The sequence below is a fragment of the Mesorhizobium sp. M1365 genome (assembly GCF_040317865.1).
In the GTDB taxonomy this organism is placed as follows: domain Bacteria; phylum Pseudomonadota; class Alphaproteobacteria; order Rhizobiales; family Rhizobiaceae; genus Mesorhizobium.
The window spans coordinates 107,010-129,417 of sequence record NZ_JAMYLG010000002.1; the positions used below are offsets into that span (position 1 = coordinate 107,010).

The window sequence follows — 22,408 nt, forward strand, 5'->3', positions numbered from 1 at the left end:
TTTTCCGAAAGTCATGCAGCTTTTTGCTTCGCTGACCTTCGGTTCGGGATCACGCTTATATGAGACTTCTCTTCCTCGGCGACATGGTCGGCAAGACAGGACGTACGGCGGTGTGGGAACAACTGCCCGGCCTGATCTCGGATTTCAAACTCGACTTCGTCATCGTCAATGGCGAGAACGCCGCCGGCGGCTTCGGCATCACCGAGGAAATTTTTCGCGAGACGATCTCGGCCGGCGCCGATGTCGTCACCACCGGCAACCATGTCTGGGACCAGCGCGATGCGCTGATTTTCGCGCCGCGCGAAGAGCGCTTCCTGCGTCCGTCCAATTTCCCCAAGGGTACGCCGGGGCGCGGCTCAGGCGTCTACGTCGCCAGGAACGGCGCGCGCGTGCTGGTCGCCAACATCATGGGCCGGGTGTTCATGCATCCCGAGCTCGACGATCCGTTCCAGGCCGGCGAGCGCGAACTTGCCGCTTGTCCGCTTGGTGAGCAGGCCGATGCGATCGTCATCGATTTCCATGCCGAGGCGACCTCGGAAAAAATGTGTTTCGCCCACTTTGTCGACGGCCGTGCCAGCCTTGTTGTCGGCACCCACACGCATCAGCCGACCGGCGATCACCAGATCCTCAATGGCGGCACCGGTTATATTTCCGATGCCGGCATGTGCGGCGATTACGATTCCTCGCTCGGCATGGACAAGGAGGAGCCGCTCAACCGGTTCCTGTCCAAGGTGCCGAAAGGCCGCTTCGAGGCGTCGAGCGGACCGGCGACATTGTGCGGCGTCGGCGTCGACATTTCCGACCGTAGCGGCCTGACCGAACGGATCGCGCCGTTTCGCCGCGGCCCGCGGCTGGAGGAAACGGCGCCATCCTTCTGGTCGTGACATTGATATGGACGCTTGCAGTACCCAATTGCCGGCGAAACTGCTCTAGATCGTAGAGGGGACGACCTCCATGCAGCTAGTCGAATTCCTGGCGCCGCATTTCGCCTTTGTCTCCGACCCGACGGCATGGGTCGCGCTGCTGACGCTGGTCGTGCTGGAGGTCGTGCTCGGCATCGACAATCTGATCTTCATCTCGATCCTGACCAACAAATTGCCGGTAGCGCAGCGGGCCCGCGCCCGGCGGCTCGGCATATCCGCCGCGCTGGTGATGCGGCTGATCCTGCTGGCCACCATCTCGATCATCGTCCAACTGACGACGCCGATATTCACCGCCTTCGGCCACGGCTTTTCATGGCGCGACCTGATCCTGATCGCCGGCGGCCTGTTTCTCGTCTGGAAGGCGACCAAGGAGATCCACCACACGGTTGATCTCGATGATCACCAGGACACCATGATGGGCGAGACGCTGCAGCTTTCGCTGGCCGGCGCGATTTTCCAGATATTGCTGCTCGACCTCGTCTTCTCGATCGACTCGATCATCACCGCCGTCGGCATGACCGACGAAATCGCGATCATGTACATCGCGGTGATCGTGGCGGTGAGCGTGATGATGCTGGCGGCCGGGCCGCTGGCCGATTTCATCGCCAGGAACCCCAGCATCGTCATGCTGGCCCTCGGCTTCCTGCTGATGATCGGCATGACGCTGATCGCCGACGGCATGGGTTACCACGTGCCGAAAGGCTACATCTACGCCGCCATGGGTTTTTCGGCCTTGGTCGAAGGGCTCAACATGCTGGCTCGGCGGCGGAAGAAGGCAAAGGGCGGGGGCGGGCATTGACTTGACTCTTACAGAATTGTGCGTACAATTTTGTAAATAACGGTGCCGCCATATTGCGATTTGGATGGGATCCCGAGAAGGCCAAGCGCAACCGTGCGAAGCATGGTGTTGCGTTCGATCTCGCCAAAGATGTCTTCAAGGATCCGCTTCATCTGATTGTGCCTGACCGGTTTGAAGATGGCGAGCAAAGGTGGCATGCGATCGGGATGAGGGCTGGTGGTACTGCTCGTTGTTCACACTTATCCCGATCTCGAAGATGAGGAACGAATTCGGATTGTCGGTGTCCGGAAAGCAACGCCGCATGAATGGAGGCGCTATGAGCAGGAAGGAACTTAGCCAAGATCAGCGCAACCAGCTCGCCAATTTGGCAGATTTGCCTGACAGCGAAATTGACACGTCCGACATTCCGGAAACTTCGGCCGAGAATTGGGTTCATGCTCGCCGAGGGCACCTCTACCGGCCACTAAAGCAGCCGGTGACCATTCGGCTTGACGCTGATGTGCTGTCCTGGTTCAAGGAGCATGTCGAAGGCGGTGGCTATCAAACGGAGATCAACCGCGTGCTCCGCCGTCATGTGCTAGAGCAGGAAAAGCGGCGTTCCTGAGCATTCGCGGTCTGTTGCCAGCCGATCTTGGCTCGCCGTTACTTAATTTGCTGGAACGTCCTTCGGGTGGCGGTCGCCGATCAGGCCGAGCATCACGCCTTGCTCCAGCCACGCCTTGGCGCCGGCGAGCACCAGCGCAAAACCGCCGGTCGAGCCGATCGCCTGCTTGACCTGCTCGTCAGGGCTGCCGGCAAAGCCGAAATTGCGGACCTCGACAAAGGTCGTGTTGCCCGGCATCTCCTCGAAAGTCCAGACCACCGTAGTCGGCGGATCGCTCCATTGCATGACGATCTTCTTGTTATCGACGATCTCACTGACATTGATCGTCGTCGAGACGCCATACATGCGCCATTCCCAGCGAACTTTGTTGCCGCTGTCCAGCCTGTTGCTGCCATGGGTGAACCAGAACTTCGTCGTGATCGCCGGATCGACGAAGGCTTCGAATACGTCGGCGACCGGCCGCCTTATCAGCATGCCGGCTTCGGCGGTCGGTGTTTCACGGATTTTCATAGCGTCCTCCTTTCCACGGCGCCGCCCTGTTCACCAGGCATCGGGTTCGCGTACGAGGTGAATGATGTTGGCCGGATTGGTGATCCAGCCGCCGCGAAAGCCTTCACCCAGTGCCTCGATGGCATCGCAGCGCACGACGCCGGCCTCGGCGAGATGCTCCGCCGCGCCTGGAAAATCATCGGTGAACAGTTCCAGCCAGATCTCGGCCTGGCTCATCATCGGCGCCTCGTCGATCCACAGTCGATTGGGACCGAGTTCGAACCCGATGGCCGGCGATTTGGCCGTGAATGGCTTCAGGCCGATGACGTCGCGATAGAAGGCGATCGTTGCCTGGTATTGATGTGGCGGGACCTTCATCGCGATGTTGATGCCGCCGGTGATCTTCGCGGTCATTCTTACTCCATTTGCTCTCAGATGTTGTTCTCGTTGGCCGGCTCGCCCTTCATCTCGCTGCGGTAATAGCCGTCGCGCAGATTGATGCCGTATTCGACATAGGCCTTCATGCAGGCCAGCATCTGCGACCAGCCCTCGCAATTGAGGTAGGATTTCTTCAGGCCGACCGCGTTCTCGTGCCAGCCGGTTTCGGCGATGGTGACGAAGGTGCCGCCATCGTCGAGCGGCTCGAAATTCATCTCGATGCGGGTCTTGTAGGCTGGCTTGCCGTCGGCGTCGGTGGCATCCCAGCGCAGCACGATGCGGCTGTCTTTCTTCACCTCGTCGACCTCGACGGGAACCTTGCCCCACCAGATGACGGTGGCGCCCGCCACCAGCAGTGCGCTGGCGCCGCCGATCGTGGTGAAGTAGCCGCTAAGTTTCTTCGGATTGACGACCGCATCGAAGACTTCGGCGACGGGTTTGCCGATGCGGCCAGAAACCCTGAATCCAAGAGACATATCCACAGCTCCTTCCTTGAATGGCACAAAGATATGTTATAGAAATATAACATGTCAAGCCAATCGCGGGACGACAATGTTTTCAAGGCGCTGGCGCATCCGCGCCGGCGTGCGTTGCTCGACCGGCTGAAGGATGCGCCGCAGACCACCGGCATGTTGTGCGATGCCTTCCCCGACATGGACCGTTGCACGGTCATGCTGCACCTGAAGGTGCTGGAGGAGGCCGACCTGGTCGTGGCGCGGCGCGAGGGGCGCGAACGCTGGAACCATCTCAACGCGCTGCCGATCAAGCACATCCACGACCGCTGGATCAGTCAATATGCCACGCACGCGATCGGCATCCTCGACCGGCTGAAATCCGATCTTGAGGGATGAAAGGTTTGCCGAAGCCTGCCGATTTTCGGATCTTGAAAGCCTTGCGTGCCGGCAGCAATGGCGCGGCTGGACGAATTGAGCCGATTTATCTATAAGCCGGCCATTCCGACAGCGAGCGCCGTCCGTCCGTCAGGGACGCAGCAGGACGTTCTGAAATTTTGAATTCGAGCATTTTTGCAAGATGCCGGGTGGTTCACCAGGCGGCAGATGCTCTAGCCGAGAAGATGACAGGGGTGCCATGGCTGGCCATTCACAGTTCAAGAACATCATGCACCGCAAGGGCCGCCAGGATGCGGTGCGGTCGAAAATGTTTTCCAAGCTGGCGCGCGAAATCACCGTCGCCGCCAAGAGCGGCACGCCCGATCCATCGATGAACCCGCGCCTGCGCCTTGCGGTGCAGAACGCCAAGGCGGTGTCGATGCCGAAGGACAATATCCAGCGCGCCATCAACAAGGCGTCGATGGGCGATGCCGAGACCTACGAAGCCGTGCGCTACGAGGGTTACGGGCCAGGCGGCGTCGCGCTGATCGTCGAGGCGCTGACCGACAACCGCAACCGCTCGGCGTCGAATGTACGCGCTGCCTTCACCAAGGCGGGCGGGGCGATGGGCGAGACCGGCTCGGTATCGTTCATGTGGGACCGCGTCGGCGAGATCTACTATCCGGCATCGGCCGGCAGCGCCGAGAAGGTGATGGACGCGGCGATCGAGGCCGGCGCCGACGACGTCCAGTCGGACGAGGACGGGCACACGATCTACTGCGCCTTCGAGAATCTCGGCGAGGTGTCGAAGGCACTGGAAGGCGCGCTTGGCGAGGCTGAATCGGTGAAGCCGATCTGGAAGCCGCAGACCAATATCGCGGTCGACGAGGAGCGGGCACAATCACTGATGAAGCTGGTCGCGACGCTCGAGGACGACGACGACGTGCAGAGCGTCTACGCCAATTTCGAGGTCGACGAGGAGACCTTGGCAAAGCTCAGCGCGGCATGATCCAACACGCGCTGCCCACAGTCCGTATCACCTATTGCATCCAGTGCCAGTGGCTGCTCAGGGCCGGCTGGATGGCGCAGGAGCTGCTGTCCACCTTCGGCACCGATCTGGGCGAAGTGACGCTGGTGCCCGGCACCGGCGGCATCTTCACCATTTCCTGCAATGACACGCTGGTCTGGGACCGCAAGCGTGACGGCGGTTTTCCCGACGCCGCAAAGCTCAAGCAACTGGTTCGCGACGTCATCGATCCGGATCGCGATCTGGGCCATGCCGACCGCAAGGGCCATAAGTCAAAAGACCCTGCCTGACGGCCTTTTAGGACTTCCGTCCTGCATTCACCGCCATGCGAAGATGAAGCAGCCCAGCGCCACGATGGCGGTGATGGTGCGGACATGGTTCCACATCACCCAGTCCCTGAGATAGGTGGCCCATACCGCGGCGCCGTTGGCGCTTGCCGGATCGACCGCGGCCAGGGCGTTGTTGAGCGGCACGTTGAACATCATCGTCACGATCGGGTTGCCGACGAGGTAGATCAGGGCGCCGGCGAGGAGCCAGAACGAACCCGGTTGGCTCCAGCCGATAAGAGCGCCGGCGGCAAGGACAAGACAGACCAGCCCGGTGGCGAAAAGCGCGGTCATGAATGCCGGCGTAATCACGGTGATGTTGATCGAATTCATGGCGGCGATGCCGCCTCCGGCAGGCAAGCGGGCGAGCGCCGGCATGATAAAGTTGGAGAAGGCGAAGAAAACGCCGCCGACAACGCCTGACCCAATGGCAGCGACGAAGGTGAGGGTGGGAAGCAGTTTCATGATCATGTCAGTTCCTCCGGCTTCAGATTCGAGCAGTTCGATTGGTGTGTCGTCTAAAAATATGAATGATCCTCACATTTGCAAAACGTGATAAACCCTCGTATTTTCTCAGTCAAGCCATTTTTCTGGAGACAGTCATGGAAGGCACCGCTGCACCGGGTTCCCGCAACGAGCAGATCGCATCGCCGCGCCGGGCACCGAGCCAGCAGCGCAGCCGCGAGCGGGTCGAGCGGATGTTGGCCGCCGCCTCGGCGCTGATCGCCGAGCAAGGCAGCGACGCCATGCGCATGGGCGAGGTGGCCGAGAGGGCCGGTGTGTCGATCGGCTCGCTCTATCAGTTCTTCCCCGACAAGAGGGCGATCATCTGGGCGCTGGCCGAACGCTACACCGCCGAAAGCCAGGCCTGCATTGCGGCAGCGCTAGCCGAGGTCAATGACGCCGAAGGCCTGCGCCGGGCATTTTCGGAACTGGTGGATATCTACTACGGAATGTTCCTGGCGGAGCCGGTGATGCGCGACATCTGGTCGGGCACGCAGGCCGACAAGGCGCTGCGCGAACTCGAGCTCGCCGACAGCCGGGCCAACGCCGAATTCCTTACGGCCGTGCTGAAACGGCTGCGGCCGTCCGCCGATCCGGAAGCGCTCGAAACGACGGCGTTTCTCATCTGGCAGATGGGCGAGGCCGCAATGCGGCTGGCGATCTCGGTCGGGCGGCAAGAAGGCGACCGGCTGGTTGCTGCCTACAAGCGGATGGCCCTGCGCGAGTTGCTCGGCGGGTAGGGCCGTATTTTCCCAACAAAAAACCCGCCACGAAGGCGGGTTTCTCGATCTGCGAAATGCCAATGCGGCTTAGAGGCCGAAGCCTTCGAAACGCTTCTTGAACTTCGACAGGCGGCCACCGCGGTCGAGCAGGGTCTGCTGGCCGCCGGTCCAGGCCGGATGGGTGGTGGGGTCGATATCGAGGTTCATCGTATCGCCTTCCTTGCCCCAGGTCGAACGGGTCATGTATTCGGTGCCGTCGGTCATGACGACCTTGATGGTGTGGTAGTCGGGATGGATATCGGTCTTCATGGGTCTGTTCCTGGCTTGCCGGGTGCTGCCGACGGGCTGAAGCATGCGTCGATGCGCCCCTTTTTAAAACTCGAAGCCGCAGCTATTGAGGAGCCACGGCTTCTAAAACGGTCGGCGAGCCTATACATCAGCCGGAATTGAATCACAAGGCCGCGGCAAGCGCATATTGATGGCGCAAGCCTCAAAGGGCCAAAGGAAACGGTCATGGCGAACATCAGCGGCGATGCAGACGAGCGCAGGCGCTCGCTGAAGCCGCTGCAGCGCCTGTTTCCCTACATCACCCATTACCGCAAAATGGTCATCGGCGCGATCGTCTCACTGGCCGTCGCGGCGGCGACGACGCTGGCGCTGCCGCTGGCCGTGCGGCGGATGATAGATCACGGCTTTTCCGCTTCCGATTCCAGCTTCATTGCCGAATATTTCGCCATGCTGGTGGTGATGGCCGCCGTGCTGGCGGCGGCATCGGCCAGCCGCTACTATTTCGTCATCACGCTCGGCGAGCGCGTCGTTGCCGATATCCGCCGCGATGTCTTTGCCCACGTCACCACGCTGTCGCCCTCGTTCTTCGATACAGCCCAGTCGGGCGAGATCGTCTCGCGGCTCGCCGCCGACACGACACAGGTCAAATCGGCCGTCGGTGCTACCGCCTCGGTGGCTTTGCGCAACGTCATCCTCGGCCTTGGCGCCGTGGCGATGATGGTCTTCACCAGCCCAAAACTGTCCGGCCTGGTCATCGCGGCCATTCCGCTAATCGTGCTGCCGCTGGTCGCCTTCGGCCGCTCGGTGCGGCGCAAGTCACGGCTGGCGCAGGATACGCTTGCCAATGCCACCGCCTATGCCAGCGAGCAGATCGGCGCGGTGCGCACCCTGCAGGCCTTCACCAACGAGAAGCTTGTAACCAGATATTTTTCGTCCGCCGTGGAAGCAGCGTTCGAAGCGGCGCGGGCCTCGATCTTTGCCCGCTCCTTTCTCACCTTCTTTGCCATCTTCATGATCTTTTCCTCAGTCGTGGCGGTGCTGTGGTTCGGTTCGCGCGACGTGCTCGACGGCACGCTGTCGCCGGGCACGCTCGGTCAATTCCTGCTCTATTCGGTGTTCGCCGCCGGCGCGCTCGGCGCCCTGTCGGAGGTCTGGGGCGAACTGTCCCAGGCAGCGGGCGCTGCCGAACGGCTGACCGAGATCCTGGCCGAGAAACCCGCGATCCAGGCGCCCGCCGATCCGAAGCCGCTGCCGGCAAAGGCGAGAGGTGCGATCAGCTTCGACGATGTCTCCTTCTCCTATCCGGCCCGGCCCGACCGCGCCGCCGTCCATGGCCTGAGCTTTCAGGTCAAACCCGGCGAGACGGTGGCGATCGTCGGACCCTCGGGCGCCGGCAAGAGCACCGTGTTTTCGCTGCTTCTGCGCTTCTACGATCCGGAGTCCGGCGGGATCATCATCGACGGGGTCGATCTGCGCGAGGCCGATCCGGCGGCGATCCGCGCGCGCATCGCCATCGTGCCGCAGGACGTCACCATCTTTGCCGCAAGCGCGCGCGACAATATCGGCTTTGGCCGGCCTGGCGCCAGCCAGGCCGAGATCGAGGCGGCGGCGAAGGACGCGCTTGCCGACGAGTTCATCCTGAAACTCGAAAAGGGCTATGACAGCCAGGTCGGCGAGCGCGGCGTGACGCTGTCGGGCGGCCAGCGCCAGCGCGTGGCGATCGCCCGCGCCATTTTGCGCGATGCGCCCATCCTGCTGCTCGACGAGGCGACCTCGGCGCTAGATGCCGAAAGCGAGACGCTGGTGCAGACGGCGCTGGACCGGCTGATGCAGGGCCGCACCACGATCGTCATCGCCCATCGGCTGGCAACCGTGCTGAAGGCCGATCGCATCCTGGTCATGGATGGCGGCCGCATCGTCGAGGAAGGCACGCATCAGAGCCTGGTCGCCAAGGGCGGCATCTATGCGCGGCTGGCCAAGCTGCAGTTCGATACCGGGGCGAATGCTTTCAGGGGCGCGGCAGAGTAGCATCGCTCATCCCGATGAAATCGAGATGAGGCTCCATCTTCTTGTTTGACCATGATCTCTTCCGAAAACCGGCAGCCACTTTTCGGGGTCATGGTGCCCAGCGGCCGCCGAGATTCTTCAGCTACCGAAAGCTCGGCGTTTGCCACGTCGATAGGCGATGAACAGGGGAACGCCGACAAGCAACGACAACAAAAGCATGCTGGCGACGGTCTGTCGCTGCTCCTTTGCCGGATCGCTGAGCTGCACATCGGCAGGCGGCTCTTCATAGGTAAAATCGTACTGCCAGCGAACCTGGTCTGCGAGGTCATCGACGGTTTTCAGATAATCGGCAATCGCCTTGGCCGGTACTTCAGTCGCCAGCGTCTGAAAATTCCATTCAACTTGAAATTCGGTGGGCGTGTTGGACCAGGATGCCTTGAGAGACAGATAGGGTGTCACGACGTTTTTCATCGACTCGCCGGAAAACCTCGCCTTGAGGTTGCGCACGGTCACCTTGTGGCGGCGATAGAACTGGGGGCCGAGGGAGACGGGCCCGGTTCGGTCGACAATTGTCGGGGTTGGAAGAGAGTTGTTGCCGAGATCGGCCGCGCGGATCGGGAAATTCTTTGCCAGATCGTTGGCCGCCAGCGCCTCCGCCGGCAAGCGATAACTTTCCTTCACGCTCACTATGTTGCCGTCGCGGCGATCCACGATTTCCGGCTTGGCGATGGTTTGGATGCCCGGATATTGCTTGTTGTAGTATTTCAGGTAGGCGTCCGACACCTCGCTCAGCGACCGGCTGGCGAAATTGCCGCGCATCCAATCGGCATCGGCGTCCTCATATGTCGAGAAGACCGTCAGCACGAGGGGATCGCCCGGTTTCCGCGGAAAGTCGAATTCCTCGGCGATCTGGATCGATGGGCTGGTAAGCACAGGGCTCGGCATCTTCTCCAACCCGCCGGTGCTGGAAAGCGGCAGCGCGAAGCCGTAGTCGGGCTGTGCGAGATTGTGCGCCCTGCCGCCCTGAAGATAGTTCGTGGCGTCCAGCCAATATGTCTTTGCTCCGATCCTTGCCTTGACGATGGCATGGTCGAAATCGCGGAGCGCCGGCAGATGCTGGTCCAGGGCCCGTCCCTCGTCGAGATCGGCCAAGGCGACCTCGGCAGCAATGCCAAGCCGCACAAGCGACGAAACCAGCAGCAGGGCCTTGTCCTTGCAGTCACCGAACCCGCTCAGGATGACCGTCGCGGGATCACGCGGAACGTAGGAACCGGCACCCATCGACAGGCTTACATAGCGGATCTGGTCCTGCACCAGCCGCATTGCCTCGACCATCCGGTCTTCGGGCACCGGATGCCGCAGAGCGATGTCGTCGAGCTTTGCGGCAAAAGCCGGGGGAAAAACGGTCGCTGGCTTGTAATAGGGCGCAACGGCATCGACCACACTTTGCCAATTCGCGGTAGACGCGACATCGATGGAGCCCCAGCCTGGATAGGTCACGGGCAGGTTGTCCTCGACATTGACCGGTTTCGGGTTTGGAATCTCCCACAGATAGGTGGTGTCCGGTCCAGTCGGGGAGATTGAGGGCTTGAGTCGGGTTCCCCGTGTCTTGATCTGGAGCGGCTGGTCCGAAGGCCAAATGATGCTTGTGCGGATAAGCGCTACCGGCTCTTCCCATTCGGTGGAGAAATTCTTGAAGAAAAGGTCCTTGCCGACCAGCGGCGTTATCTCATAGGTCGACCCGTAGTCGACGATGTCGCCGGTGCGCACATCATCGATGTTGACATGTGCTGTCAGCCAGCCGTCGAAGACACCCTTCTCGGCGTCTCTTTCCCTGCGGAAGATGTCGAATTCGACACCTTCCAGCCGGTCCAAAACGGCGCCATCGCGGATGATGTGAAGATGGTTGAGCGTGACCTTGTGCCGGGACGGATCGAACTGCAGATCGATACTCGCGCCACGATCCAGGCCGGGACGGTCGACGATTTTATAGACGGTGCGCGAGTACTCGACATAGCCGCCGGCGCGATGCTTGATCTGGTCGTCCGAGAGCAGCCATGAAACGCCATTCTTGATTTGATCCGATCGGGTGGGATCGGCAGCCGGAATATCAAGCTGCTTTACCCAGCTTTCTGCCGGACCCTTGAGAACCATGTCGTCGGCCATGGCCGGAGAACTCAGGCCGATCAATAAGATGAAAAATACCAAGCGGGGCCAGAAAGACTTCATCCTATGAAAACTGTAACAGACAGACATCTACGCTCGCCCAACTTGGAAGAACTCCTTTTTCAGAGGCTTTCCCACCAAAGTAAAGGCCAGTTTCGCGGATTTCTGCAGTCACCGCGGCAAGAACCTGGAATAGACGAAGCGGCTCAGTTCCCGTACCGCTTCTTCAGGTGATCGGTGAAATGCACGGCATTGAGCTTTTCGCCGGTGGCGCGTTCGAGCAGTTCCGGTGTCGACCAGCGCGAGCCTTGCGACCAGATCCTTTTGCGGCGCCAGTCGTTGATCGCGGCGAAATCTCCCTTGGCGAGGTCTTCGTCGGCTGAAGGATGATCCCTGGTCAGCGCCGCCCATTGCTGCGCCGCCATCATGGCGCCCAGCGTGTAGGAGGGGAAATAGCCGAAAGCGGCACCCGGCCAGTGGACGTCCTGCATCGGACCGTCAGCCGGATTGTCTGATGTCGACAGGCCGAGATAATCGCGCATCTTGGCATCCCAGGCTTCGGGCAGGTCGGCTGCTTCCAGCCGTCCCGAGACAAGCTCCTGCTCCAGCTCGTAGCGCAGGATGACGTGCAGCGGATAGGTGACCTCGTCGGCATCGACGCGGATCAGGCCGCGCTCGACCCGGTGCACATGCGGCAGGATATCGTCGATTGTCGAGCGCTCGCCGAGGTGTCTTTCGACCACCGGCAGCGCCCAGCGCCAGAATTCTGGATTGCGGCCGATCTGCTTTTCGACGAACAGGCTCTGGCTTTCATGCACCGCCATGCCGCGCGCTCTGCCCAGCGGCCAGTGCGCCCACGCCTTCGGCAGATTCTGCTCGTACAGCGCATGGCCGGTCTCGTGCAGCACGCCCATCAGCGCCGACAGGAAATCCGAGGTCTTGTAGCGGGTGGTGATGCGCACGTCGCTCGGCACGCCGCCGCAGAACGGATGGTGCGAAACCGCCAGCGAGCCGTGGGTGAGGTCGAAGCCGACTGCCGCCATCATGGCGAGGCCGAGCTCGCGCTGCTTGTCCAAGGGGTAGCTGCCGGAAAGCGGCTTCAGCGGATGTTTCGCCAGCCGCTCTTCCTGCACGGCCAGTGCCTCCGGCACGAAACCTTTCAGGAAGGTCTTCAACTCGACAAACACAGGCGTGACGTCGGCGGTGCGATTGCCCGGATCATATTGCTCCATCAGCGCGTCGTAAGGCTCGAGCCCGAGCACCTCGGCGCGAAGGGCCGCCTCCTCGCGGACCAGCGCCACGACGCCTTCCAGCGCCGGCAGGAAGCCGGCCCAGTCGTTCTTGGCCCGCAGGTCGCGCCAGAGCTGCTCGGAGCGCATGCGCGCGGTCGTCTGGCGCTCGACGAACTCGACCGGCAGGCAGGTCAGGTTGGTATATTGCCGGCGGAATTCCCTGACCGCGGCCTGCTGCTCTTCGTTCAGCGCCTCCTGCTCGGCCGCCGCGATCCAGTCGGCAATCTCCGGCGCAGTCGCCCGGGCATGGTGCATGCCGGCAAGCACCGACATTGCCTCTGCGCGCTTCTCGCCGCCGCCGACCGCCATATGGGTCGCCTCGTCGGCGCCGAGGATGGCGAGGGCGTGTTCCAGTGCTTCGAGCTTGTGGCCGAGGTCGTCGAGTTTTTGAAAGGACATTGTGGGTTCCGCTGATTTGACGGCGGGAAAAGATACCAATGCAAAACTGTTGGCAACCCCTGAAGACCGTCCGCGACCGATGCATCGACTGCCGGCCGCAACGGTCGAAAGGCACCTCGCGGAAGCGGTGGCGTGCGTGATCAATGTCGTCCGGCGGCGGCAGACCGCGATGGGGGAGACGAAAAATGATCGCCAATGTGCTGGTCGGGCTGGTGGCCGTGATCCACCTCTGCATCGCCTATCTGGAGATGGTGCTGTGGGACACGCCGCGCGGCCACATGGTGTTCAGGCTGACGCCGGAATTCGCCAGGGCCTCGAAAGTGCTTGCGGCCAATCAGGGCTTTACGACGGCTTTCTCGCAGCCGGCCTGACCTGGGGCTTTACCTCGGCGAAGCCGGTTTTCAGTAGTCTTCTTCTTGCTCTGCGTCGCCGTCGCCGGCCTTTACGGCGGCAACGGCGGGCGCAAAATCCCTGTTCATCGAGACAGTGCCGGCAGTACTGGCGCTGATTTGCGCTGGCGTTGGACTAGCGCATGATCCCTGAACCGAAAGCTGGAAAAGGATCATGGGCAAAATCAATTACCACAGCGCCGGGCATTGCGGCCGATTTCAGCCGCCTGGATAAGTTGGGCCATAGCCGTTGGGATAGTATCCGCCATCGGCGCCGTTGCCGATGAGGAAGGCACTGCCGGTGTCAGCGCGCAGCTTTTGGCTGACATCGTCGAGCTGCGCCATCAACTGCTGATATTGCGTGCTCGGCATCGTTCCACGGCGAGCGGCCCTCTGGGCGGCCCGATCGAGTTGAGCGACCTGCGTGCGCAAGTCGCGCGCCTCGCCCGGCTCGAGCTTGTTCGCCCGGATGGCGCCCTGGATACCCGTCTCCACGCTCTGGATCTGATTGATCAAGGCCGTCGCACGCGGGCCGGCGTAAGCGCCAGCAAACGGAACGGCGAGGAAAAGTGTGGCGAGCGTAGCAGTCCTGAGATTCCTGGGAGCGAAGAAGCGCATGGTTGCGTCTCCTTTACTGGGGAAGGCGGTGGTTGGGAGGGTCCTGCCTTCCGGCCGCGGGCCGTCAGGTTCCGTCGCGTCGCGATGAGCGGTTCCACCGCCGGCGGTTCTCGGCCCATGACCAAGGCTAAAGGCCACGGCGGCAAAGTGTAATTAAAAAATGGTAATTTTTTCAGCTCTTGCCGCTGCCGCACCAGTGCCCTAAATGCCGCCGACTTGAGCCGGCTCGAGCCGGCCCGACCTGGCGCATGATACAAGCCAAAGGCTTGCAGATCACCGCTCGGTCAGCTTCAACTCGATGCGGCGGTTCTTGTTGCGCGCCTCTTCGGTATCGGCGGGGTCGAGCGGCTGGAATTCGCCGAAGCCGGCCGCGACCAGCCGGTTGGCCGGCACGCCGTTCTCGATCAGGAACTTGACCACCGATGTCGAGCGCGCCGTCGACAATTCCCAATTGTCGCGGTAGCGGCCGGTGCCGGAGAGCGGCTTGTTGTCGGTGTGGCCATCGACGCGCAGCACCCAGTTGATCTCCGGCGGGATTTCCTTTTGCAATTCGATGATGGCATCGGCAAGCTTCTTCATCTCGACCTTGCCGGCATCGTTGATCACCTCGGAGCCGGTCGGGAAAAGCACTTCCGACTGGAAGACGAAGCGGTCGCCGACGATGCGGATGTTCTCGCGGTCGGCAAGAATTTCACGTAAGCGGCCGAAGAAATCGGAGCGGTAGCGGTTCAGCTCCTGCACGCGTTGCGCCAGTGCGACGTTGAGGCGGCGGCCGAGATCGGCGATCTTGGTGTTGGATTCGCGGTCGCGCGTTTCGGACACGTCGAGCGCTTGTTCGAGCGCTGCGATCTGCCTGCGCAGCGCCGAAATCTGCTGGTTGAGGATCTCGACCTGGCTCAACGCCTGCTGGCTGATCTGGCGCTGGCTGTCGAGCTCGCCGGAAAGTGCCGTCGCGCGCTGGTTGGCGGCATCGCCGGCACCGGCGCCTTGCGCCAGCAATTGCTCGAGCCGGCTCTTTTCCGCCTCCGATGCAGACAGCGATGCCTGCAAATTGGCAAGGGTGTCCTCCTTGTCCTGCGTCGTCGAGCGTTCCAGCGCCAGAAGCTGGGTCAACTCGTTGATCTGCGAATTGAGGCGGTTGAGCACCGTGTCCTTGCCGGAGATCTCGCGGCCGAGCAGGAACTGCGCCAGCACGAAAACAGTCAGCAGGAACATGATCGCCAACAGCAGCGTCGACAGCGCATCGACGAACCCCGGCCAGTAATCGATGCGGCGGTCGGAGCGCCGGCCTCGTGCCAACGCCACGTCAATGCACTCCAGGCTTCTTCAAGGCGTCGGCGATCTTCTCCAGGGTGTTGCGCATCGCCTTCTGCTCGTCCGACTGGGCCTCGACCCAGTCGCGCATGATCTGCTGTTCCGAGCGCATGTTCTTGACCAGGCCGGAAATGCCGTCGGCGAGATTGGCCATGGCGGTGGCGACGCGCGGATTGGAGCCGCCGCCATTCTCCTGCAGGGTGCGCAGCTTTTCCGACAACAGCCGGATTTCCTCGGAGGGTTCGGTCTTGGCCGAGTCGGCAACGACGATGTCGGAGGACAGGTCGGTGACCGAGGATAGCCAGTTTTCGAGTTCGGTATAGAAGCGCGTCTGGGCGCGGCCGGCCTGCAGGTCGAGGAAGCCGAGCACCAGCGAGCCGGAGAGGCCGAACAGAGAGGACGAGAAGGCGGTGCCCATGCCGGCCAACGGAGCGGAAAGCCCCTGCTTCAGGGATTCGAGCACGGCCGCCGCATCGCCGGTGCCGGGGTCGAGCGACTCGATGGTTTCGCGGATCGAGCCGATCGTGTTGAGCAGGCCCCAGAAAGTGCCGAGCAGGCCGAGGAACACCAGCAGTCCGACAAGGTAGCGCGACGTGTCGCGGCTTTCGTCGAGCCGGGTGGCGATCGAATCCAGCATGGTGCGCATCGAACTGGTCGAGAAGGCAATCGTCGAGGAGCGGCCGATCATCGCCTTCATCGGCGCCAGCAGCACCGGTTCGGTGGTTTCGGAACCGGCGCGGAACGAGTTGACCCAGCGCACCTCGCGGAACAGCCGGCCGACCTGGACGAAGGCCAGCAGGATGCCGACCGCCAGCACGCCGATGATCAGGCCGTTGAGGCCGGGATTGGTGACGAAGGCGGTCGAGATCTGGCGGGTCAGGATGGCGGCGATGAAGGCCACGATGAACAGAAAGATCACCATGGTCAGCAGAAACACCTGAGGGCTCGACAATTTGTGCGGGTCGTAGATCAGAACGTCGGAGCGCCTGCCCATGCCGAAGGATCTGAGAAGAGTCATCCGTGCCCCGTTTCCGATGCCGTCGCCGCCGATCAATTTGTGTTTGCGACTCTAAACGGAATTGTGACGAAATTGAATGGCGCTTGGCAATATTGCCACTGTCCGCGACCGGAGGTCAAAGCCGGTTGATGACCAGGCAGTCGACCATTGCGGCCAGATGCAGGCCGGCGCCGGTGACGACAAAGCCATGCCACAGCGCATTGTGGAAGCGCAGGCCCTTCCAGGCGAAGAAGATCACGCCACAGGAGTAGACGATGCCGCCGGCAACGATGAGCGCGATCGATGTCGCCGGCAGCGTCCGCACGAGCGGCTCCACCAGAACGATACCGCTCCAGCCGATGGCTAGGTAGAAGACGATAGCCAGCCGGTCGAAACGGCCGGGAAGAAAGACCTTGATGGCGATGCCGACCGCCGCGGCGGTCCAGACCAGGACGATCATGGAAACGGCCAGCGGCGCGCCGCCGAGCTGCGCCAGGAAAGGCGTGTAGGTGGCAGCGATCAGCAGATAGATCGCGGCATGGTCGAAGCGCCGCAATATCCATTTTGCCGGCGACGACACCGGCCAGACATTGTAGGCCAGCGAAACCGACAGCACGGTGAGCAGCGAGACTACATAGAAGGCGGCGGCGATGTATTCGCCGGGGCCGGTTCGATAGGCGGCCAGTGCCAGCAGCGTCGAGCCGGCAGCGATCGCCAGCACGATGCCCACGGCGTGGACAATGCCGTCGGCGATGATCTCGGCGCGCGAGTAATGCCAGCGCCCCATGAAGGGAATGTCGAGCTGGGAGAGTTCGCTCTGGGGTTGGGGCCGGCTGTTCGTCATCGATGATCCTGCGCCACCTTATCTGGGCGGCAGCGGGACAGTATTTCAAGCTTTGGTTGCGGTTTTGCGACTGCGGCGGTTCAGCGCGGCGTGCCTCTATCAGCCGGCTGAGAGTGGCCTTTTGATAGTCTTCAACAGCGCGCGCTGGATGAGTTCGTTGCCGGCGACCAGTGAACCGGCGTTCAGCACATCCTGTCCCCCGGCGAAATCGGAGACGAAACCGCCTGCCTCGCGGATCAGCAAAATGCCGGCGGCGACATCCCAGGCCGACAGGCCGGTTTCCCAGAACCCGTCCATGCGGCCAGCGGCGACGTAGGCGAGATCGAGCGAGGCGGAGCCGAGACGGCGGACGCCAGAGACCTCGGCCATGACATTGCGCAACTCGATGAGGAAATTGCCGTGCTGGCCACGCCCGAGATGCGGCATGCCGCAGCCGATCACCGCATCGACCAGCTTGGTGCGGCCGGCGACGCGCAGCCGGCGGTCGTTCATGAAAGCGCCGCCGCCGCGCTCGGCGGTATAGAGCTCATCCATCGCCGGATTGTAGACGACGCCGGCGACGATCTGGCCCTGGCGCTCCAGCGCGATCGAAACGGCAAAGAGCGGAATGCCGTGCAGGAAATTGGTGGTGCCGTCGAGCGGGTCGACGATCCAGCGGTGCTGGCCGTCGTCGCCCTCGATCACGCCGCGTTCCTCCATCAGGAAGGCGTAGCCGGGCCGCGCCTTGGAGAGTTCGGCAAAGACGATGTCTTCGGCCTTGCGGTCGGCCTGGCTGACATAGTCGCCCGGCCCCTTCATCGAGACCTGCAGGTTCTGCACTTCGCCGAAGTCACGCGACAGCGAGCGGCCGGCCTTCATTGCGGCCTGGACCATGACATTGAGGATCGCGGAACGCGCCATTGCTGTTCTTCCTGTCGCTGCGCCTATTTGCCTTGACGCATGATCTTATCCAAAAAGTCTGCAACTCTTTGGGATCACGCCTTAGTCGGCGCGGCGCACGTAAGTGATTTCGTTGGTATCGACGATGATGCGCTCGCCCGAGCCGATGAACGGCGGCACCAGCACGCGGATGCCGTTTTCGAGTATCGCCGGCTTGTAGGACGAGGCTGCCGTCTGGCCCCTCACCACCGGGTCGGCCTCGGTGATGGTCAGCGTCACCTGGTCGGGCAGCGAAATGCCGATCGGCCTTTCGTCATAGAGCTGGACCGTCACCATCATGCCGTCCTGCAGGAAGGCGGCGCGATCGCCGACGAACTCCTTTTGCAATTCGAGCTGCTCGTAGCTTTCGGTGTCCATGAACACCAGCGCGTCGCCCTGCTCGTAGAGGAAGGAAAAATCCTTCAGATCGAGCCGGATCTGCTCGACCGTCTCGGCCGAACGGAAGCGCTCGTTGAGCTTGGTGCCGTTGATCAGGTTCTTGAGTTCGACCTGGTTGTAGGCGCCGCCCTTGCCGGGTTTGACGGTGTTGGTCCTGACCGCCACCCAAAGGCCGCCATCATGCTCGATGACGTTGCCGGGACGGATTTCGTTGCCATTGATCTTGGCCATGGTGAGGTGATCCGGAAATGAGATGATCGCCGCAAAGGGCAATTTGGCGCCTCCAAGACCACAAATCGCCAGCAGAGGCAAGGAGCGCCTTCCGATGAAGCGGGAACGAAGCTGGCCCGGCAGCGCGGCGTGGCGGCCTCAGTCCGTCCTGACAGTCGCGGTGACGGCCTCGGTCACTGCGTCGGCGACCTCTCTCAAAAGATGCAGGTGCGGCGAACGCAGGACGACAATTCGCAGCGACAGCTCGAGGCCGGGAGCGTCGACCAGGGCAATGCCCTGCGGCAGCTTTTCCCGCAGCAGCCGCCTGGGCAGCAGGCCAAGGCCTTGGCCTCGACGAACCCAGTCGATCTGCAGCGCGCTGTCCTGAATCTCGGCGCCGACCATCAACCTGTGGCCGCCCTCGGCCAGGGCAGCCGCCAGCCGCCGGCGCGCGTCGCAAGGCTCAGGGCTGAGGATCCAGGGCATGGTCTTGACGTCGGCTTGCCGGACAGTGCTTTCGGCAGCGATGACGCCGAGGGCCTCGGTTCCGACAACGCCGTCGCCAGCTTTGGAATTGCTGCCGTCCAGGATGACGGCGAGGTCAAGCTGTCCGCGCTTGTGCTGGTCGGCCAGCTCAAGGCTCCAGCCGCTCTTCAGACGCAGCGAGACCTTCGGAAACCGCGCCACGGCATCACCAATGGCGGCGGCCACGGCTTTGTCGCAAAGTCCATGCGCGAGGCCGAGCCGCAGCAGGCCCCCCGGCTCGTCGCCCTTGGCGAATGATCTCAGCGCGTCGACGGCGGCGAGAATGTCCTTGCCGCGTGCCAGCACCTCTACGCCGGCCGGGGTCAGTCGCGACGGCTTTAGCCGGCGGTCGAGCAATTCCGTGCCGAGCATCTCCTCCAGCCGCTGGATCTGGCGGGTGACGGCCGGCTGCGTCAATGGCAGGCGTTGCGCCACCTTCTGAATCGAACCCTCCTCGGCAAAGAGCGCCAGTGTTTTCAGTTCTTCAAGCACGACACACCCGAACATGTCAGAGAAGCATAATTATCCTGAACATTATGAATTTGAAATCCGATGGATGGCAAGCGATTTTCCTCTGGCAGGACCCAGCTGGAAAGGAACGACGATGAAGGCGATCGAATTGCAGAGCCCGGGCGGCCTCGAGAACCTTAGAATGGTCGAGCGGCCGATGCCTGAGCCAGGGCGCCAGGAGATGATTGTGAAGGTCAAGGCGACGGCGCTGAACTACCGCGATGCCGAGATCGTCCGCGGCAGCTATCACACGAAGTTTGCATTGCCGCTGGTGCCGCTGTCGGACGGCGTCGGCGAAGTCGTTGCCATCGGCGCCGAGGTCAGCCGGTTCAAGATCGGCGACCGGGTCTGCGGCACGTTCTGGCAACGCTGGGTCGGCGGCAGTTTCGCGATGGCCGAGCCCTCCTATCAACGCGGCGGCCCGATCGACGGGCTGCTCAGCGAATTTGCCCGGCTCGACGAACAGGCGGCGGTGCTGGCGCCGGCCAATCTGAGCGACCCCGAAGCGGCGACGCTGCCATGCGCCGGCGTGACGGCATGGCACGCGCTGTTTACGGAGGGCAGCGTCAAACCCGGCGACACCGTGCTTTGCCTCGGCACCGGCGGCGTTTCGCTGTTTGCGGTGCAGTTCGCCGCCGCTGCCGGCGCGCGCGTCATCGTGACGTCGAGCAGCGACGAGAAACTTGCGCGGGCGAGGCAACTTGGCGCGCAGGACGGCGTGAACTATCGCAGCGTCCCCGACTGGGCATCGGCCGTGCTGGGATTGACGGATGGCCGCGGGGCCGACCATATCATCGAGGTTGGCGGACCGCAGAGTTTTGCACAATCGCTGAGGGCAGCGGCGCGCGGCGCCCAGATCAACGTCATCGGCTATCTCGGCGGCAGTGACGGCGCCATCAACCCGCTCGACATCTTCCGCCGGCAGGTCCGGGCGCGAGGCATACCGGTGGGCTCACGCGAATCCTTCGAGGCGATGAACCGAGCCATTGTCGTCAACCGGTTGAGACCGGTGATCGACCGGGTCGTGCCATGGAGCCGGGCCGCCGAAGCCTTTCGGTACCTTGAACACGGCTCGCCCTTCGGCAAGGTCGTGCTCGATCATACCCAATGAGCCCGCCTGACGAGCCCGGTGCGATGAGTCTCGAGACCGCGGTCAGGGCAGGCGGTTGGCCCGTTGCAGCGCCTGCTGCGTCTGGTCGTCGGTCAGGCCCTGCAGGAAATCGTCCATCTCTTGGTCGATGAGCCCGGCGCGGCGGGCGACAACATACCAGGCGCCAGCGAGGATCAGATCCGGGTCGGTGCCGATGCCGTTCATGTAGAGCTTGGCGAGACGGTTCTGGGCGGCGACATTGCCGCCCTCGGCGGCCTGCTTCATCCAGTTGAAGCCGGATTTCAGGTCGCGGGCGCCGCCGCGCCCCTCGATCATCCAGGTTGCGAGATCGATCTGTGCCGTGTCGTAGTTCTGCCGCGCGGCCTGTGCCAGCAGGCTGCGGGCGCGGACATCGTCGCGCGGCTTGCCGCCGGCGCCATTGGCGTAGACCTGTGCCATCGCATATTGTGCGTCGGCAAGCCCGGTCGCGGCAGCGCGCTCGTAATAGGATACGGCTTTGGCAATACCGGCATCGCCGGGCTCTTGTTCGACCATCAGCTGCGCAAAATTGAACTGCGCCAGGCGGTTGCCGGCCTCGGCGGCGGCCTGCATCAGCGCATAGGCCTCCTTCTCGTCCTTTTTGACGTAGCGGCCGTCGAGCAGCATCAGCGCATACTGGAATTGCGATTCCGGGACGCCCTGCTCGGCGGCAAGCGCATACCACTTCGCCGCCCCTGCCGCGTCGACCGGCACGCCGAGGCCGCGCGACAATATCTCGGCCACCAGCGTCTGTGCCGCCGGATCGCCGTTTTGAGCGCGCGAAAGCGCAAGGTTGTAGGCCGTCTTGTAGAGTCCGCGCTGAAAGGCGCCATAGGCAGCGTCGGACGGCTTTGCGCCGAAGCGGTCGGGGTTGATGGTGTCGGCCGACGGCAACGGGGTGGTGGTGGCGGGCTGCGGCAATTGTGCGGCGATCGGCTTGTCGGCAGGTTCGCTGGAATCCGGCCTGGGCTGCGGCAGCGGAACGGGTTCCGCCGCTATCGCCTGCGTCACGGCCGTTGCAAGAAAGGCGCTGAAAAGGATTTTCCGCGAGAGCACGTCAGTCCTCGAAGCGCGGCGCGGTTTCGTCGAGCAGCGCGTTGGCGGCGGCGACCGCCATCTTCGGATCGACGTCGTCGGCGAAGACGGCGCTGGACAGCGCCACGAATTCAGCGCCGGTGGCGGCGACCGCTTCCACCGAGGCAAGATCGGATCCGGCCATGACGATGCAGGGGATCTGGATGACGTCCGCCCACCATTGCCCGAGCGACAGGTTGCGCGGGTGCGGCTCAGGCTTGTTGTCGTAGCCGAAACGGCCGAAGAAAATGTAATCAGGCCTGACTTCGCCGAGTTCCAGCGCATCGTCGCGGGTCTTGGCGCCGCCGGTGCCGACCATCATCCTGGCCTGGAAGTGTTGGATCGTTTCGGCGAGCTCGTCCTTGCCGACCTCGACATGAATGCCGTCGGCCTGGACGCGGCCGGCGATGCGGGTGTCGCCGGCAATGATGACGGCAATGCCGGCCGCTTGCGCCACCGGCACGATCTGCTCGGCAAAGGCTTGGAAAGAGGCCTCGTCCATACCGTTTTCCGGCAGGATAAGCGAGGCGACGTCACCGCCCTCGAAGGCCGCGGCGATGCGCTCGGCCGGCACGTTCGGCGGCGCGATCAGCACGATACGGCAGCGGTTGGGCGGCGTTGCGTCATTCATTGGTGTTCGATCCCGGTTATCGCCTATGCCGGGCGA

General features: G+C 62.7%; 26 protein-coding genes and 1 pseudogene. 11 read left to right on the plus strand and 16 right to left on the minus strand.

Annotated elements, in window-relative coordinates; genetic code table 11:
• The first annotated feature begins 59 nt into the window (after window positions 1-59).
• The 4 genes from NKH04_RS02595 (at window position 60) to NKH04_RS02610 (ending at window position 2,326) form a co-directional block, all read left to right on the plus strand.
• On the plus strand, window positions 60-884 hold the full coding sequence (locus NKH04_RS02595; RefSeq protein WP_352872747.1) for a TIGR00282 family metallophosphoesterase: 825 nt from the start codon (window positions 60-62) through the stop codon (window positions 882-884).
• Window positions 885-954: 70 nt separating this feature from the next.
• A complete protein-coding gene (locus NKH04_RS02600; RefSeq protein ID WP_352454918.1) occupies window positions 955-1,722 on the plus strand; it encodes a TerC family protein in 768 nt (255 codons plus the stop codon).
• Window positions 1,723-1,775: 53 nt separating this feature from the next.
• The gene (locus tag NKH04_RS02605; RefSeq protein WP_352768394.1) at window positions 1,776-1,982 is read left to right on the plus strand and encodes a BrnT family toxin; all 207 of its coding nucleotides are present in this window, start codon (window positions 1,776-1,778) and stop codon (window positions 1,980-1,982) included.
• 56 nt (window positions 1,983-2,038) lie between these two features.
• Entirely contained in the window at window positions 2,039-2,326 is a 288-nt protein-coding gene (locus tag NKH04_RS02610; protein ID WP_352450852.1) for a BrnA antitoxin family protein, read from the plus strand.
• Between the two features lie 42 nt (window positions 2,327-2,368).
• On the opposite strand, the gene NKH04_RS02615 is transcribed toward NKH04_RS02610, so the two are convergent.
• The 3 genes from NKH04_RS02615 to NKH04_RS02625 are packed head-to-tail and all read right to left on the minus strand — an operon-like array spanning window position 2,369 to window position 3,729.
• On the minus strand, window positions 2,369-2,836 hold the full coding sequence (locus tag NKH04_RS02615) for an SRPBCC family protein (RefSeq protein WP_352831307.1): 468 nt from the start codon (window positions 2,834-2,836) through the stop codon (window positions 2,369-2,371).
• Window positions 2,837-2,866: 30 nt separating this feature from the next.
• Window positions 2,867-3,229, minus strand: a complete 363-nt coding sequence (locus NKH04_RS02620; protein WP_352540322.1) for a VOC family protein — start codon at window positions 3,227-3,229, stop codon at window positions 2,867-2,869.
• 17 nt (window positions 3,230-3,246) lie between these two features.
• Window positions 3,247-3,729, minus strand: a complete 483-nt coding sequence (locus NKH04_RS02625) for an SRPBCC domain-containing protein (RefSeq protein ID WP_352574684.1) — start codon at window positions 3,727-3,729, stop codon at window positions 3,247-3,249.
• A gap of 51 nt (window positions 3,730-3,780) precedes the next feature.
• Between NKH04_RS02625 and NKH04_RS02630 the strand changes: the two genes are divergently transcribed.
• The 3 genes from NKH04_RS02630 to NKH04_RS02640 all read left to right on the plus strand — a co-directional run bounded on the left by NKH04_RS02630 (window position 3,781) and on the right by NKH04_RS02640 (window position 5,400).
• Window positions 3,781-4,104: an ArsR/SmtB family transcription factor gene (locus NKH04_RS02630; RefSeq protein WP_352471223.1), complete on the plus strand. Its 324-nt coding sequence runs from the start codon at window positions 3,781-3,783 to the stop codon at window positions 4,102-4,104.
• Window positions 4,105-4,342: 238 nt separating this feature from the next.
• Window positions 4,343-5,092 carry a YebC/PmpR family DNA-binding transcriptional regulator gene (locus NKH04_RS02635; RefSeq protein ID WP_352540320.1) on the plus strand — a complete coding sequence of 250 codons (750 nt, stop codon included), beginning with the start codon at window positions 4,343-4,345 and terminating at the stop codon, window positions 5,090-5,092.
• Window positions 5,089-5,400 (plus strand): Rdx family protein, encoded by a 312-nt coding sequence (locus tag NKH04_RS02640; RefSeq protein ID WP_352540319.1) that lies wholly within the window; start codon window positions 5,089-5,091, stop codon window positions 5,398-5,400. The genes NKH04_RS02635 and NKH04_RS02640 overlap by 4 nt, the downstream gene beginning before the upstream one ends.
• A gap of 27 nt (window positions 5,401-5,427) precedes the next feature.
• Here NKH04_RS02640 and NKH04_RS02645 read toward each other — a convergent pair whose 3' ends face one another.
• On the minus strand, window positions 5,428-5,907 hold the full coding sequence (locus NKH04_RS02645) for an anthrone oxygenase family protein (protein WP_352831309.1): 480 nt from the start codon (window positions 5,905-5,907) through the stop codon (window positions 5,428-5,430).
• Window positions 5,908-6,038: 131 nt separating this feature from the next.
• Here NKH04_RS02645 and NKH04_RS02650 point away from each other — a divergent pair, with 131 nt between their 5' ends.
• Window positions 6,039-6,680: a TetR family transcriptional regulator gene (locus NKH04_RS02650; RefSeq protein ID WP_352831311.1), complete on the plus strand. Its 642-nt coding sequence runs from the start codon at window positions 6,039-6,041 to the stop codon at window positions 6,678-6,680.
• 69 nt (window positions 6,681-6,749) lie between these two features.
• On the opposite strand, the gene rpmE is transcribed toward NKH04_RS02650, so the two are convergent.
• The gene (gene rpmE, locus NKH04_RS02655; protein ID WP_006327661.1) at window positions 6,750-6,971 is read right to left on the minus strand and encodes a 50S ribosomal protein L31; all 222 of its coding nucleotides are present in this window, start codon (window positions 6,969-6,971) and stop codon (window positions 6,750-6,752) included.
• A gap of 204 nt (window positions 6,972-7,175) precedes the next feature.
• On the opposite strand from rpmE, the gene NKH04_RS02660 reads away from it, so the two are divergent.
• Window positions 7,176-8,978 (plus strand): ABC transporter transmembrane domain-containing protein, encoded by a 1,803-nt coding sequence (locus NKH04_RS02660; protein WP_352831313.1) that lies wholly within the window; start codon window positions 7,176-7,178, stop codon window positions 8,976-8,978.
• A gap of 117 nt (window positions 8,979-9,095) precedes the next feature.
• On the opposite strand, the gene NKH04_RS02665 is transcribed toward NKH04_RS02660, so the two are convergent.
• Complete coding sequence (locus tag NKH04_RS02665) at window positions 9,096-11,123, minus strand: DUF3857 domain-containing protein (protein ID WP_352831315.1); 2,028 nt, start codon at window positions 11,121-11,123, stop codon at window positions 9,096-9,098.
• Window positions 11,124-11,329: 206 nt separating this feature from the next.
• Entirely contained in the window at window positions 11,330-12,814 is a 1,485-nt protein-coding gene (locus tag NKH04_RS02670) for a carboxypeptidase M32 (RefSeq protein WP_352872740.1), read from the minus strand.
• A 185-nt stretch (window positions 12,815-12,999) separates the two neighbouring features.
• On the opposite strand from NKH04_RS02670, the pseudogene NKH04_RS02675 reads away from it, so the two are divergent.
• Window positions 13,000-13,357, plus strand: a pseudogene (locus NKH04_RS02675) (DUF1304 domain-containing protein).
• Between the two features lie 65 nt (window positions 13,358-13,422).
• On the opposite strand, the gene NKH04_RS02680 reads toward NKH04_RS02675, so the two are convergent.
• The 7 genes from NKH04_RS02680 to NKH04_RS02710 all read right to left on the minus strand — a co-directional run bounded on the left by NKH04_RS02680 (window position 13,423) and on the right by NKH04_RS02710 (window position 19,535).
• Window positions 13,423-13,821 carry a hypothetical protein gene (locus NKH04_RS02680; RefSeq protein WP_352831319.1) on the minus strand — a complete coding sequence of 133 codons (399 nt, stop codon included), beginning with the start codon at window positions 13,819-13,821 and terminating at the stop codon, window positions 13,423-13,425.
• A 273-nt stretch (window positions 13,822-14,094) separates the two neighbouring features.
• Complete coding sequence (locus NKH04_RS02685; protein WP_023678020.1) at window positions 14,095-15,126, minus strand: peptidoglycan -binding protein; 1,032 nt, start codon at window positions 15,124-15,126, stop codon at window positions 14,095-14,097.
• Window position 15,127: 1 nt separating this feature from the next.
• Window positions 15,128-16,153 (minus strand): MotA/TolQ/ExbB proton channel family protein, encoded by a 1,026-nt coding sequence (locus NKH04_RS02690; RefSeq protein ID WP_352831320.1) that lies wholly within the window; start codon window positions 16,151-16,153, stop codon window positions 15,128-15,130.
• 115 nt (window positions 16,154-16,268) lie between these two features.
• A complete protein-coding gene (gene trhA, locus NKH04_RS02695; protein WP_352849965.1) occupies window positions 16,269-16,976 on the minus strand; it encodes a PAQR family membrane homeostasis protein TrhA in 708 nt (235 codons plus the stop codon).
• A gap of 99 nt (window positions 16,977-17,075) precedes the next feature.
• On the minus strand, window positions 17,076-17,876 hold the full coding sequence (locus NKH04_RS02700) for an inositol monophosphatase family protein (RefSeq protein WP_023678017.1): 801 nt from the start codon (window positions 17,874-17,876) through the stop codon (window positions 17,076-17,078).
• Between the two features lie 81 nt (window positions 17,877-17,957).
• Window positions 17,958-18,524, minus strand: a complete 567-nt coding sequence (gene efp, locus NKH04_RS02705; RefSeq protein WP_023678016.1) for an elongation factor P — start codon at window positions 18,522-18,524, stop codon at window positions 17,958-17,960.
• 138 nt (window positions 18,525-18,662) lie between these two features.
• Window positions 18,663-19,535: a LysR family transcriptional regulator gene (locus tag NKH04_RS02710; protein ID WP_353044012.1), complete on the minus strand. Its 873-nt coding sequence runs from the start codon at window positions 19,533-19,535 to the stop codon at window positions 18,663-18,665.
• Window positions 19,536-19,584: 49 nt separating this feature from the next.
• On the opposite strand from NKH04_RS02710, the gene NKH04_RS02715 reads away from it, so the two are divergent.
• Complete coding sequence (locus tag NKH04_RS02715; protein ID WP_353044013.1) at window positions 19,585-20,649, plus strand: zinc-dependent alcohol dehydrogenase family protein; 1,065 nt, start codon at window positions 19,585-19,587, stop codon at window positions 20,647-20,649.
• 42 nt (window positions 20,650-20,691) lie between these two features.
• Here the strand turns inward: NKH04_RS02715 and NKH04_RS02720 are convergent, their stop codons facing one another.
• Both NKH04_RS02720 and NKH04_RS02725 read right to left on the minus strand, forming a co-directional pair.
• Window positions 20,692-21,723: a tetratricopeptide repeat protein gene (locus NKH04_RS02720; protein ID WP_352683356.1), complete on the minus strand. Its 1,032-nt coding sequence runs from the start codon at window positions 21,721-21,723 to the stop codon at window positions 20,692-20,694.
• Window position 21,724: 1 nt separating this feature from the next.
• Window positions 21,725-22,372: a thiamine phosphate synthase gene (locus NKH04_RS02725; protein WP_352737793.1), complete on the minus strand. Its 648-nt coding sequence runs from the start codon at window positions 22,370-22,372 to the stop codon at window positions 21,725-21,727.
• Window positions 22,373-22,408: the final 36 nt, after the last annotated feature.